This is a genomic window from Shewanella sp. A22 (genome assembly GCF_053850585.1).
In genome coordinates this window covers 1-14,910 of sequence record NZ_JBSQBN010000112.1, presented here as the reverse complement: position 1 = coordinate 14,910, position 14,910 = coordinate 1, and the positions used below count along the sequence as shown (strand labels likewise).

10 protein-coding genes are annotated in these 14,910 nt (G+C 39.4%); 3 read left to right on the top strand and 7 right to left on the bottom strand.

Features of this window, described 5'->3' with window-relative positions:
* Nucleotides 1-296: 296 nt before the first annotated feature.
* Nucleotides 297-1,694, bottom strand: a complete 1,398-nt coding sequence (locus ACWXWT_RS16485; RefSeq protein WP_456042666.1) for a magnesium transporter — start codon at nt 1,692-1,694, stop codon at nt 297-299.
* A 152-nt stretch (nt 1,695-1,846) separates the two neighbouring features.
* Between ACWXWT_RS16485 and ACWXWT_RS16480 the strand changes: the two genes are divergently transcribed.
* Nucleotides 1,847-2,332, top strand: coding sequence for a glutathione peroxidase (locus ACWXWT_RS16480; RefSeq protein WP_456042665.1), 486 nt, complete (start codon nt 1,847-1,849; stop codon nt 2,330-2,332).
* A 1,996-nt stretch (nt 2,333-4,328) separates the two neighbouring features.
* Here ACWXWT_RS16480 and ACWXWT_RS16475 read toward each other — a convergent pair.
* The 6 genes from ACWXWT_RS16475 to ACWXWT_RS16450 form a co-directional block, all read right to left on the bottom strand.
* Complete coding sequence (locus ACWXWT_RS16475) at nt 4,329-6,104, bottom strand: M1 family metallopeptidase (protein ID WP_456042664.1); 1,776 nt, start codon at nt 6,102-6,104, stop codon at nt 4,329-4,331.
* Between the two features lie 556 nt (nt 6,105-6,660).
* A complete protein-coding gene (locus ACWXWT_RS16470; protein ID WP_456042663.1) occupies nt 6,661-7,191 on the bottom strand; it encodes a type II secretion system protein in 531 nt (176 codons plus the stop codon).
* Nucleotides 7,192-7,923: 732 nt separating this feature from the next.
* Nucleotides 7,924-8,895 carry a PstS family phosphate ABC transporter substrate-binding protein gene (locus ACWXWT_RS16465; RefSeq protein WP_456042662.1) on the bottom strand — a complete coding sequence of 324 codons (972 nt, stop codon included), beginning with the start codon at nt 8,893-8,895 and terminating at the stop codon, nt 7,924-7,926.
* Nucleotides 8,896-9,540: 645 nt separating this feature from the next.
* Nucleotides 9,541-10,836 (bottom strand): phosphate regulon sensor histidine kinase PhoR, encoded by a 1,296-nt coding sequence (gene phoR, locus ACWXWT_RS16460; protein WP_456042661.1) that lies wholly within the window; start codon nt 10,834-10,836, stop codon nt 9,541-9,543.
* A gap of 171 nt (nt 10,837-11,007) precedes the next feature.
* A complete protein-coding gene (gene phoB, locus ACWXWT_RS16455; protein ID WP_456042660.1) occupies nt 11,008-11,697 on the bottom strand; it encodes a phosphate regulon transcriptional regulator PhoB in 690 nt (229 codons plus the stop codon).
* A 336-nt stretch (nt 11,698-12,033) separates the two neighbouring features.
* Nucleotides 12,034-12,978, bottom strand: coding sequence for a porin (locus tag ACWXWT_RS16450; RefSeq protein ID WP_456042659.1), 945 nt, complete (start codon nt 12,976-12,978; stop codon nt 12,034-12,036).
* 315 nt (nt 12,979-13,293) lie between these two features.
* On the opposite strand from ACWXWT_RS16450, the gene rdgC reads away from it, so the two are divergent.
* Entirely contained in the window at nt 13,294-14,205 is a 912-nt protein-coding gene (rdgC, locus tag ACWXWT_RS16445; RefSeq protein WP_456042658.1) for a recombination-associated protein RdgC, read from the top strand.
* A gap of 20 nt (nt 14,206-14,225) precedes the next feature.
* Nucleotides 14,226-14,783, top strand: coding sequence for a glutathione S-transferase family protein (locus tag ACWXWT_RS16440; RefSeq protein WP_456042657.1), 558 nt, complete (start codon nt 14,226-14,228; stop codon nt 14,781-14,783).
* Nucleotides 14,784-14,910: the final 127 nt, after the last annotated feature.

Here is a 14,910-nt window from a genome sequence, read left to right as displayed (position 1 = left end):
TAACGTACGACTGCATGGATGCTGGAGGTAGAGCAACGCAGGAGCAGTTGCCGACGACTGCATGGATGCTGGAGGTAGAGCAACGCAGGAGCAGTTGCCGACGACTGCATGGATGCTGGAGGTAGAGTAACGCAGGAGCAGTTGCCGAGAACAACTATTTCTTCAAAAGGCAGCCTCGAATACCTCACTGATAATTTTCGCTAAAAGAGCAAATTCTAATGCAGATTGGTATTAACTATTAAATCAGAGTATTGCGATATAACAAGCTAAAACGAAGTAACACTAGCAACGTCCTTTTACAGATAAAATAGGGTGGCCAATCCTAAGAAGGTAAAAAAACCGACCACGTCGGTCACGGTGGTCAGAATAACCGATCCAGATAACGCTGCATCTTGATTAAAACGTTGTAAGATCATTGGAACCATCACACCGGCAATTGCAGCAACAGCCATATTCACTAAAATAGCAAAGGCAATTACGACGCCCATTACCATATCGCTAAACCACCAACCAGCAATAATACCGATGACAATCGACCACAACAAGCCGTTGAGCGCACCAATACCGAGTTCGTTTTTCATCAACGACATCACGTTACCAGCTGAAATCTGACCCATTGCCATGCCACGGATCATTAATGTTAACGACTGGCTGCCAGCAATGCCCCCCATAGAGGCAACTATCGGCATCAATACGGCTAACGCAACCACTTGTGATAGCACATTCTCAAATAATCCAATGGTAGCAGAGGCTAAAAATGCCGTAAGCAAGTTAATCCCTAACCACACTGCACGCCGTTTTGCTCCCACCACAATAGGAGCGAATAAATCGTCGTGTTCATCCATACCAGCCGTTGCCATTAATTGCGCTTCGTAATGTTCACGCACTAAGGCTGTCGCGGTACGTAGTGTCATGCGACCAATAAGTATACCTTCTTCATCAATAACAGGTAATTCAAGCTCCCGGCTATGCTCAATGGCTTCTGCCGCTTCTATCAAGGATGAATCGGCAGAGATGACTCGGCTATCTTCCCATTTTAACGCCTGTAATTGAGTATCAAGATCGGCCGTTTTGAAAACATCATAACGCCGAACTGTCCCCAAATATTTATCATTGTTGTCCACTAAAAACAGGTGGTCATTACAATCTAAATCGATTCGACGAAAAAAGCGTTGTCCTTGCGCGACAGTAGAAGTAAGACTTAATGCCAACATCTGGTGATCAGCATAACGGCCAATTTCATTTTCAGAATATTGATCATACAGTTCAAAATGTTTACGTTGGCGTTCACCCATCTGTGCCAATGCACGATCGGTGATGTTATCGGGTAACGAATCACTCCACTCAATAAGGTCTTCAGGGCTTAATTGAGAAAAGAGTAAATCTAATTCCTCATCAGGCATTTTCTTAACAATGCCTAAACGAGGATCTGCGCGCATCAAGTTTAGAACGTCAACACGTTCTTCAACATCCACTTGCTGCCAACGTTCATAACGCTCATCAAGCGGTAACGATTCCAGCAATAAAGCAATCGTGCCAGGCTCTGCTTCAGTTAAAATATCACTGAACACGACCGCCTGTTCGTCACCTTCAACTTCTGTTAATAAATGTACTACCTGACTTACATCTGCTTGTGGTTGTGAACCTGCATCCACTTCATCTTCAGAGTTAAGTTCGTTCTTCAATTCATTCATAAGCCCGCCCTTAATTCTTGATAGTAAAATATGCGCAAACTATATTGAAATTAGTATTGATAAGCAAACAGATAAATTAAATTGCCCACAACTTAATTGCCAACCATTTATTTTTAGCATATAGTTAATTTTTTATCTTTAAGGAGCTTCACATGACCGCAGCCATATATCCTATCATCGTAAAAGACATTCAAGGCAATGACGTTGTCATGGAGCACTTTAAAGATAAGGTTTTACTTATTGTAAACACTGCGAGTAAATGCGGGTTTACGCCTCAATACAAAGCGCTTGAAGCCTTATATCAACAATATAAAGATCGTGGTTTAGTCATTTTAGGTTTCCCTTGTAATCAATTCGGCAAGCAAGAACAAGGCAATGAAGAAGAGATCAGCCAGTTCTGCGAACTTAACTTTGGTGTGACTTTCCCACTCTTTAGCAAAATTGAAGTGAATGGTACTAACACCCATTCCTTGTATCACTTTCTTAAAAAATCTGCCAAAGGCCTTTTAGGTAGCGAGTCAATTAAATGGAATTTCACTAAATTTTTAGTCGATAAACAAGGTAACGTAATTGAACGTTATGCACCAACGACGAAACCAGAAGAGCTTCGCACTGTCATTGAAAAGCTACTTGATTAACATTTACATATAAAAAACACTGAAACAACGGTGAGTTTACTTTGGGCGATTAATGCCGTAATTAGTCGCCTGCTTACGCACCTAGCGTAATACCCATTTTCCGAGCATGTTAAGTTAAAATAAACCTTCCCCACGATGCACTCGAACAAACTGTGTTCATCATTTCACTATTCGCCATCACAACATAACTCGTTAACTTACTAATAATTAAACAATATTAAATTATGTTGGATATTTTTATAAAAAAATAGATTTTTTTTGAACTTTTCGCCTATTAAGTACTCAAATTAAGTAACAGTGATATTCACTTTTTTGTTCATCATCTCCCTGGGACTTCTAGCGCGGTCCCCTTGATCGCTAAGTCGATCGATAGGCAATCATTTGATTGCCTTTTTTTATGCCTGTTGATTGATCCCAAAACTTAATCTAGACGCCTAACGCTCTAATAAAATACTATAATTTATTGTTATTATTGCTTAATAATCATACCAATCCTGATTGGTATATAATCTATTTTAGGCTAGCGTCACTAGACCCAGTACAATGAAAATGACTGTAGGTGTAGTCTTGCAGGAGATAGAGCAACGCAGGAACAGTTGCCGACGACTGCATGGATAGTTTTAACAGAGCTTGCGTTGCCGTCGCTAACAAGCTTGCACGAATAGCGTGGGTTATAGCAGCAAGAGAAGATGAATATCGTATCGCTGCATAAAAGAAATCATTAACGCGCTAACAATGAGTTTTACAACCACCAAGTTGCCAAGATAATTGAATTGATGATGATACTGTCAGGCTGTTCTACTTAAAACCTTCGCTCTGCATTGGCTCTAAAGAAGCCGTAAGGATGATAAGGAAAGTAGAAGCAAATATATCCATCAGGGCCAGAGGAGCACCTCAATAACAGGCCGAATATGTGGGTGCAATGAACTCTTCTCAAAGTCGATATTAAATATCTTGCAAACCGGATGGGTCCATATATGCAGAAGATGTCTCATTTTTTATGGCCAAAAATCGACCTCACAGTCGTACATCAACATCATACCAAGCAGTAGAAAGGTGCAGAAAGGTGCAGAAAGCAGAATAATTCTAATTGTTCACGGTTAACAACAATAACGTAAAGCATTTATATATAACAATTAAATACTATTAACCACACCTTTTAAACCGTTTAAATATTGTCATTTTCAGCGTACTCCCTGGAATAGGATTAAGTAAAAATCAATTTATTTTAAATTTTTTACTTTTCAAATGAACTTTTACACATAACCCCAGTCTGAATATATGTAGCAAGTATGAATATTAAGCCACTAAACGTTTTCATCCGACGCTTTAGTTGTATTCAAAAGTGTGATCTATCATTTTGCACTGACTTGCTATAACAGTTTTATGTTCATTGTTCATCATCCCTATTGGGGAGTATTGACACGCTAGCGCATTGTTAATAACACTCCGTAAAGAACGACTTAGGCAACCAAATTGGTTGCCATTTTTTTGTCAATTTAATGTGAATGCAGGAACATGATCACTAATCAGTCACTTCTCCTACAAACCCAAATGGTCTAGATAGTTACAAAAAACCATTAATACAAATAAAATCATAAAGTTAATGAACTTTTAATTTTTCCTAAATGAACTCAATTTGATCTTATCAAATAAATTTAAAAATATTTACCTTAATAGTGAACTTTCCAAGTCACGCTCAGTCTTATTATATGTAACGAATAAGATGTAGTTTGAAGTAAGTGCAGCATAATGAATTTGCCTTCTCCCCCGGAGTTAATTGATTATCCAGCTTAGTGATTCACCCTACTTACCTCAAGCTTCAGTTAGGATTGAGTTACTGCTACACCGTTTTAATGTTCATTGTTCATCATCATCCCCATTGGGAAGTGTTGACACGCTAGCGCGGAGTTAATGACATCCCGGAAAGAGTTATTTTGGCAGCCAATATGGCTGCCATTTTTTTATCTTTTATGATGTAAAAACAATAGAAAAATTACAGTAAGTTGTCTAATTGCACTTGCAGCGAAGGATGATAACGAGGACGAGCTTTTGCATAAATTGCGGCTAACTCTTGCTGATAACCAGCAACTTGTAATTCAACAAACAATGGCCTAACAAACTTGCCTCGACCTATTCGGCATAAATAATCACTTAACGCGGGTAACACAGGTTCAAAATGATTACGGATCGCAACTCGAAACCAATCGCAGGCAATTTCAGCATTGAGGCTGTCAGTTAAGTTAAAAGTATCATCCAAATCTAATAACGTGTCTTGGCTAACGACTAGCGGTAATTGAGAGAGAAAATATTGCCAGTGGTGAACCCGCCATTCATCTATCTGTAACTCACTTGCTGGAGTTCCTTTGACTACAGCCTCCACAGCCAAATCGACTTTATCCAAGCTATTTGACGTTGGGCCAATAAACCATTGCGGCAACCCTTGGCCATACACCCATTCATTAAGCTCTGATAAGGTTAACTTATCGCTATGCTCCACCAGCAATGTCTGTTTTGCATAATCAATAAACATTTCGGTAGTAATAGCATTAAACGAGAAATGCTCAACATACTGAAAAAGAAATCGATCGAATGCAGCTCGACCTAATCGGCTTTCAAGCTCATGAATGAACATAGAAGCCTTGTCATAAGTAAACCGATTAAATGCCAAATTAGGATCACGGTCTTGCACATTTGCAGGTAATGTTTGGCTAGCTAGGGGCATTGATGCGATTTCCTCTTGCAGACGTCCATACTCGATAACCCATTCAAGCTCAGCCTGCTCTTTACCATAAACGGCTTCTACAATTCGATTGGTAAAGTAAGTGGTAAACCCTTCATTAAGCCATAAGTCTCGCCAAGTTGCATTACTGACCAAATTGCCGGTCCATGAATGAGCGAGTTCATGAGCAACCGTTGAAACCAGACTCTTATCTCCAGCAATTAGCGTAGGTGTCATAAACGCCAACATAGGATTTTCCATGCCACCAAAAGGGAAACTCGGTGGCAATATAATCATGTCATAGCGTCCCCAAGCATAAGGGCCTAATATGGACTCAGCCATTTTGATCATGGATTCGGTATCTTCAAATTCTTTGGCTGCCGCAGCTAGCATACCTGGTTCAGTATAAATTCCACTTCTAGGGCCAGTGGCTTGGAAACTTAATTCTCCGACAGCAATGGCTAATAAATGGGTAGGAATGGGTTTATTTATACAAAAGGTAAACACACCATTACGGGGTAATTTAGGCGTATTTTCTGCACTCATCACTGCACGTAAACCTTGTGGAGCTGTGACTGTTGCATTAAAAGTGATTCGCGCTTTTGGAGTATCTTGTAGCGGGATCCAACTACGAGCATTAATAGGTTGCGATTGACTGAACAAATAAGGCAATTTTTTGCCTAAGGTTTGCTCAGGCGTAAGCCACTGAAGCCCTTGTGCCGTTGTTGAAGTACGATAATGAATCACCACCTCATTAACTTGTTCACCAACGTTAATCACCAGCTTTTGACCTAATATGGCATTCACATCAATCACATCATACGACAGTTTATTTGCATGGCTATCAGTGATATTTTCTATGATCAAATCTCGGCAATCTACCACTAAAGAGGTGGCGAATTTTTTCCGTGTAAATTGCAACTGAGCGATACCACTAAGTTGTTGTAAGTCAAAATCAACGGCAAGATTAAGTTCAAGATGATACACGCACAAAGCATCTGCATTAGCACTTGAATGGTAGTCGTGTTGTACATTCCAGTTTGCCGTCACAAAAAATCCTTACTTAGTAGAGAAAACATCAAATTGAACAAGAATAATAACACTTGGATGAGTAATACCAATCTCATTAAATATCTGGTCAGTTCAGAGTCTCTCAGGTTTTTCAATTCAAGGCACATTGATGTTGAAATGGTTGTTGCCTTTTAAATCGATGTAACACAGAAGTGGAATACCTGAGAGACGCCATTCTGGCGGGTTTCAAAGTCCTTTATGCTTCGTTAGATGCTTTCAAAATACGACTGCATGGTCTATTTTTTCCCATAAAAAATAAGACATTCCCACCATCCATGGCGGTCAGATGCTGGAGGTAGCGTAACGCAGGAGCTTGTTACCGAGGATCACTATTCGCTTCAATCATCTGCCTTGCCTACAGCACTTTGAACTCCCGCTGAAAGATCACATATTTAATAGGATTGGTATAAAAATATGCTGACAGCAAGCGGATAAAATCCAGTTTCTGATAAAGTTATGGCTCGAATTTGATATTAACGATACTTGTTAAGGTAAAGACTTAACATTGACTAGAAGTGACTACAGTTTATAAGTATTAACAATCAGATGTGACATATTCAATAGTAGGATTATCACCCAAACTGACCGCTCTGTTGTATATCAAATAACAGTTGGAAGCGACAATTGGAACCTGATTAACGTATGCCCCAGAAGTATGAGTAAAAGAGGCTAAGGTAAGATAAAAAATACTATGGCTGTTATTCGTTGACCATATCCATTCTGTTGCAAAATCCCCTCCCATGACTTTTGAAATACCATTCGTACGTGAGCCGCTGGGGTAACCGAAACGGGTTTCAATGTCGGAGGTACCATCACCGTCTAAATCAACATTGCCAACAGCTAAGTCATCCAGTCCCTGAATTGTGGCCTTAGCATAAACCAACTTCCCTGCCGACTTGATTGCTCCTCCCATAGATTGCAAAACAGCAATATTAGCATCAGTACTAATGTTAATAAATTTAGGTGCCGCGGTTACGGCCAAGATCCCCAAAACAATAATAACCACGATTAACTCAATAAGCGTGAAACCTGACTGATGTGACAAGAGTGATTTCGCTTTTTGCATCTAAGTTGAACTCCTTGCAATCAATTCCAATTCCTAGTGTATTGCTAGCATTATAGTCATTTTATCGGCTTGTGATAGAACACTCAGCACACTAAAAGCCATTAAATTTATATTGTTAAATAGCAGCAAGCCATTACCTTATACCTTAATAGCTAAATTAGCCCTATACCTAGCAGATATGCTCGCAGATGATTGCACTGCCATAGCATTAGCAGGATAGCTTTCTAAATGACAAATGAGACGCGAACCAGAAGTTCATTAAGATTGGGATGTGGTGGCTAAAATGAACCACAATAACAATATGACATACTCACTTTGCATATTCTTGCCACTGTATAAATGTGATGTTGACATTTAATCATAAAACATAATTCATTGATAAAAAACAATAAATAAACCTATTCAACGCAGGGTTGGCTCTCGATTCTTATGTCTAATTTTATTTTTATTAAAAAAAGAGTATTTTTTTACATTTTAAGGGAACTAACTCCATATAGAGCAGTCTGATTATATGAACCGAATTTGCATTACTTTATTTATATTTGTAACGAGTAGCGTTATTTTTGTTCATCATCATTCTCCTATTTGATAGTAGCAACAATCTATCCACAGTATTGCCCATAGCAATAGCAGCAACCTCTTCGTTAGGTTGCTTTTTTTTATCTTTTTTTCAGACTCAAAAACAAAAAAGACCTCAATGAGGTCTTTTAACATTTATCGAAAGCTCGATAATTAAAGCTTGATTCCAACTTTAGCTAAATCTTTAGCAATAACAGATGTTGGCAATGGTACATAACCATCTTTTTCTACAACTTGCTGACCCTGCTTTGACAATACAAAACGTAAGAACTCACGATCCATTGGTGATAAATCTTTGTTTGGATGCTTGTTTACATAAACGTATAAGTAACGAGAAAGTGGGTAAGTACCGTTTGCTGCGTTAGCGGCAGTTGCTTCGATAAACTTGTCGCCTTTCTTAGAAATGGCGACCGCTTTAACACCTGCAGTCTTGTAACCAATACCAGAGTAACCAATGGCATTCAATGACTGAGAAACAGATTGAACAACAGAAGCAGAACCAGGTTGCTCATTTACGTTTGGACGGAAGTCACCTTTACATAATGCTTTTTCTTTAAAGTAACCATATGTGCCAGACACAGAATTACGACCGTAAAGCTGAACGTCTTTGGCAGCCCAGTTACCGTCTAAGCCAGCATCACCCCAACGGTTAATTTCCTTACCACCACACTTATGTGTAGACGAAAATATACCGTCAATTTGTTCAATGCTTAATCCTGTCACAGGGTTATCTTTATGGACAAATACTGCTAGCGCATCAATAGCGACACGGACCGCTGTTGGCTGATAACCGTAATGCTTTTCAAACGCTTCAACTTCATTAGGCTTCATTTTACGGCTCATAGGGCCAAACTGAGAAGTCCCTTCTGTTAACGCTGGTGGCGCTGTAGAAGAACCAGCCGCTTGAATTTGAATATTCACATTTGGGTAAATATGTTTAAACTCTTCAGCCCATAATGTCATCATGTTTGCTAATGTATCAGAACCGACAGAAGACAAGTTACCAGACACGCCGCTTGTTTTTTCGTATGTTGGTAAGGTTGGATCAATAGCTGCCATAGATGCTGCTGAGAATACGCCAGCGGCAGTAAGAGTAATCGCGCCGACAAGTTTGTTCAGTTTCATTGTAATGCTCCAGAATTAAGCGTACTAAGTTTTTAAAACGTAGTCAGTATCGACCCCATTGATGACAAGTCTATGACGTTGAGATGACAGTTATATTACACTAGTATCATTTACCAAAATAAAAATATATACATTAATAATCAAATGGTTAACCAATTACAATATGCCCTAATATTTCGTCATCATCGATGAACAATAAAGAATTTCAACTTAATTGACATAAATATAGAGCAAAACATCACTCAGTTGGCATTATTGTTACACTCAAAATTTTATAAACTAGCTACATGACTGGAACCAAGAGTTCTTTCAGGGTGACTGTATATTCGTCATAAAAAAACAGCATAAATGCTGTTTTCATTAGTGAATGATGAGTCATACCAATCCTATTAAATATGTGATCTTTCAGCGGGAGTTCAAAGAGCTGTAGGCAAGGCAGATGATTGAAGCGAATAGTGATTCTATTTTGAAAGCATCTAACGAAACATAAAGGACTTTAAAACCCGCCAGAATGGAGTCTCTCAGGCATTCCACTTCTGTGTTACATCGATTTAAAAGGAAACAACCATTTCTACATCAATGTGCCTTGAATTGAAAAACCTGAGAGACTCTGAACTGACCAGATATTTAATGAGATTGGTATCACTATTGCCGCACAAGTAGGTGAGACGGGATAATAAAACTAAAGATACTGCCTTTACCGTACTCACTCGTTACGTTTAATTCGCTGTGGTGGTGATTGAGTGCATGTTTTGCAATGGCTAAGCCTAAACCACTGCCACCTGTTTTACTGGAGCGGGCATTATCGACCCGATAAAAACGTTCTGTTAAACGGTTAATATGTTGTGGCGCAATCCCCACCCCAGTATCTTTCACCGAAAACAGTGCTCCAGTGGCAACACTTCGCCACGTCACCGAAATGGTGCCACCAGGAGTGGTATAGCGAATTGCATTTGAAATTAAATTAGAGCAAGCACTGCGTAATTGCAATTCGTTACCATGGGTATTCAAACCCGGCTCGCAATTAAACTCTAATGTATATTCTGTGCCTGCCAGAGCTTTGGCTTCTTCCTTTAGGATCTCCATCATTAATGCCATATTAACGGTTTGTGATAAATCAATATCTGCGGCATCTTCAATACGCGACAACGCTAACAACTGTTCAACCATCGACTGCATCCTAGCCGTCTGTTGCTGCATCAAAGAGAGTGGTTTGTGATTAGGAGAGTCAGCCTCTTCCATGGTTTGCATGATTTCTAAATACCCTTGCAAGACCGTTAGTGGGGTTTTAAGTTCATGGGACACATTTGCCACAAAATCTCTGCGCATACCTTCTAATTGCTGAATGCGAGTAATATCTCGAGCGATCAATAATAATTGTCGATCACCATAACTCATAATCCTAATTTCAAGTAAACGCTTATCAGACACTGGAGATGGGATTTCTAATGGTTCTTTATATTGTGCTTTTTTTAAATAGGTAGAAAAATCTGGATGGCGAATGAGATTGTCGATCCGCTGGCCATTATCTTGAGGCCAAACAAACCCTAAAATTAACTGAGCCAGTTTGTTACACCATAAAATATTGTGCTCAGCATCTAGTACCACAGCGGCATCGGGTAAAGCCTCTGCACCTTGGCGAAAACGCCCTAATAACATCGCTAATTGACTTACCCGACGACGATTTTTTCCTTGTAGACGATATATCCCATTAAACACGCCTTCCCAACTACCTCTACCTTGTGGCGGAGTGAGTTTTTTATCTTTCCATAACCAAAAATTTAAACGAGTAATTTGGCGATAATGCCACACAAGCAGTGCAATGGTGCCAACTAACATGACAATGATGATATGCCCGAATAAGGCACCAATAAGCATAAATAAAACAAGCAGTAAAGCTAACCGGAAAAATAAACGATATCCTGAATACGCGATAAACATAGGCTACCTAAATGCGAAAATAACGCCGCCAAACATTCAGTATTGTAACTGATAATGAAGGCAAACGAGGAACCACAAGATAGCCTAAATAGACTTATATGGCTAGACAGCAAAACAGTTTCCATAAAGGCGATGTCATCGTGACAAAACCTTTAACACTGCCAATAAATATTACATTCGGGTTGAAAAACGATAACCGGCCCCACGAACGGTTTGGATCAACTTATCATGTCCGCCTTCTTCTACCGCTTTTCGTAAACGTCGAATATGTACATCAACGGTTCTGTCTTCAACATACACATTGGTGCCCCAAACATTATCGAGTAACTGCTCGCGACTATATACACGTTCAGGATGCGTCATAAAGAAATGCAACAAGCGAAACTCTGTTGGCCCCATATCGAGCACGGCTTCACCGACGGTAACACGATGACTCACAGGATCAAGTTGTAACCCCTGCACATCAATGGTTTCCTCTAGGCGAGTCGGGGCACTTCTGCGCAATACCGCTTTTATTCTGGCCACCAGCTCTTTAGGTGAAAAAGGTTTTGTAATATAGTCATCAGCGCCAACTTCTAGCCCTTTAACTTTATCTTCTTCCTCACCACGTGCTGTTAACATAATGATTGGAATTTGACGTGTAAATTCATCTTGCTTTAAGCGTTTGGCTAATTGAATGCCACTCCCACCAGGAAACATCCAATCCAATAAAATCAAGTCTGGATAAGGTTCCTGAAGCAACTCAATCGCTGAATCATAATCTTCAGCGGCAGCTGTCGTAAAACCATGTTGGTCCATCACAAATGTCAGCATCTCACGAATTGCTGATTCATCTTCTACTATTAAAATCCTAGCTGTCATATTGAGTTTCTACGGTTAATTTGCCACGAGGCTATTATTAGACACTTTTGTTACAGATTTATGATGTAGCCATTGATTCTGACATTAAACATGTCGTTTTGTCATAAAAAATTCATTGCGGTTAACATACTATAAAAAAGGGCCTAAGCCCTTTTGGATTTTTATCCCTTATTGACTTAGCTAAAAGCTGCATTCTTTCAAGGTGAAAGATATCCAAGGCAGCGCTTATGACATATTGTATTCTACAGACCTAAACGGTAACGCAGAAAAATAAGCCATAAACACTGCAAAAGGAGATCAGTTAACCATTTTATTTAACGAAATAACACACAAGCCTTAAAATTTGTGCTCTAAACCAACACCAATATAGTTATCATCCTGCTCATTTGAATCAAATGAATTAGCAGTATAAAAAGCAAATAGTTTCGTTGGCTTACCTAACTTATAATCGGCACCAACAGACCATGAATTACCCTTATTTTCCATGTCTTGGTATTGTGCTTTTAAGGTAATATTATTAATGCCATACGCTGTACTTAACAAAAAACCATCATCTGTAATACCACTGTCTAGTTTTTCTTGTTGTTGGTACATGCCGCCAACCACTATACCGGCCACTTTACCCTGTACCGTTGCACGTGCAGTATCATAACCTTTTACTTTTGAATCATAGGCAATAGCGGCATAGATTGCAGTGCTTTTCAAGAGTGCATCACCATACATCAACGCCATACTCACACCATCTTCACCGGTGCTATTATCACCAACAATTTGGTCTGAATCCCCTGAGGCTACATATGTCACACCCGCCTGAAAATCACCATAGGTTGGTGTGTAATAGGTAGCGGTTTGCGCCATACGATTTTCACCTTTAAACAAGGTTTTCATGTCACCAGCAAGATCGTTAAACTGATCAATTTTACCTTGTGAAACTTTTAAAATCGTGTCGTTACGACCCACTGACACGGCTCCAAAATGACCTTTCAAACCCACAAACTGGTTACGAGCTTTAAAGTTATCTTTAACGTCATCACCCGTATCAACTTCATATTCAATCGTGTAGAAAGCAGCCAAAGACTTACCTAACTCAAACTCTCCAGTAACACCAAAACGCGATGCATTACTTTGAATCGTGGTTTCAGTTTCATCATTAACATCATTTGATTGGGCAGTTACATTTAACTTGCCGTAAACTTGAAGCGGATCGGCGGCATATGCACTTGAAACTACTGAGGCTGCCATTGCAGAGGCCAATAGAGTTTTACAAAAAACATTCATCATTTCATCCTTTTGACGCTAATTCATCATGGTTAGTTGTATCGGAACGAGCGGCATTCTGCCTTGAGAATGTTTCAGAAATATTTCACTGATTAATGAAGCGCTAATATAAAACAATTTAAGCGTTCTTAATTTGTTCACTTTTAAGCTATGACACTGGTTTCACGCAACAAAAAAGAAATATGACAATTTGATGAAGAATGATTTGAATGATGGTGCGTTGTCTTGCTGGTGCTTTTTTTGTAGGTTTACCGCTTCGCTTCTATACCGTAAACTTACCTTATTGTATTTTTCTTCTTTAATTAATGAGAGCCTTCTATGTGGTTTAAAAATCTCACCTTGTACCGTTTCAACAAACCTTTCTCAACCGACACAGAAACATTAGAAACAGCCCTAGCCGACTTCACGTTTTCACCCTGTTCAAGCCAAGATATCAGTAAATTTGGTTTTTCAAACGCCCTTGGTAAAAAAGGACAAGCATTAGTACACAGCGCAGAAAACCGCCATCTAATTTGTGTCACTAAAGAAGAAAAAATTCTCCCAGGCCAAGTGATCAAAGAAGCCTTAGATGAAAAAGTGGCGCAGATTGAAGACCAAGAAAACCGCAAAGTAACCAAAAAAGAAAAAGACACCATTAAAGATGAGATCACAACGACATTACTGCCTCGGGCTTTTTCTCGTCGCAGTCAAACTCACGCACTCATCATGCCTGAACTAGAAATGATTTTAGTCGATAGTTCTAGTGCCACTAAAGCCGAAGAATTATTAGCATTATTGCGCAAAGCCTTAGGCAGCCTACCAGTCATCCCTTTGAGTTATGCCACCCCCATAGAGTCAACATTAACGCAATGGTTACAGGCTGGTGAAGCGCCAGCACCATTTGAAATGCAAGATGAAGCAGAACTTAAATCCGATTCTGATGAGGGCGGTATCGTACGCTTTAAACAACAGGTTCTTCAAGAAGACGAAGTGCTTGCTCATATTGCAACAGGTAAGCAAGTACACAAATTAGCATTACATTTTGGCCAGTCGATTGCTTTTTTAATGCAATCTGATGCCAGTATTAAGCGACTTAAGTTTTCTGAAGAATTTAGAGCAGGTAATGATGAAGTTGGGACGGAAGATCCATTAGCCCGTTTAGATGCTGACTTCGCCTTAATGGGCAGTGAATTAGTCGCTTTTATCAATGCGATTAACCTAGTATTTGGTCCTTTAGAGCAAAGTGTTTAACATCATCACAAGGGTAACCCATGAAACTTTACGGTAGCTTCACGTCTCCTTTTGTTCGGCATTGCCGAATTGCCTTATTAGAGTCAACGTTAGATTATCAATTTATTGAAACAGATCAGGCCAGCAGCGCAGAACTATCTCCAACTCAACGGGTACCCTTTTTACACGATGGACAATTATCGTTAACGGATTCCAGTGCAATCTTGCGCCACATACGTCATAAATCATCAAAACCATACCTTGATTCAGTACTCGAGCTTGATCAGTTTTGCATGATCAATACTGCGTTAGACAGTTCAATTAATTTGTTTTTTCTCACTCGTGATGGCGTTGATATTGAGCGTTTTGATTACACCATAAGACAAACACAACGTATAAATACGACATTAGCAGAATTCGAACAATTTGATTTACCCCTGCGAGGCCCATTTAATGATGTGCAATTACGATTAGGTTGCTATTTAAGTTGGGCGGTGTTTCGCCAGCGGATTGATATTGAAGGTTATCCAAAACTAAAACTGTTTTTAGCAGCAATAGAAAAGGAGCCATTTTTTATCGAAACAGCTCCTCCGGCGTAATAATACCAATCTCATTAAATATCTGGTCAGTTCAGAGTCTCTCAGGTTTTTCAATTCAAGGCACATTGATGTAGAAATGGTTGTTCCCTTTTAAATCGATGTAACACAGAAGTGGAATACCTGAGAG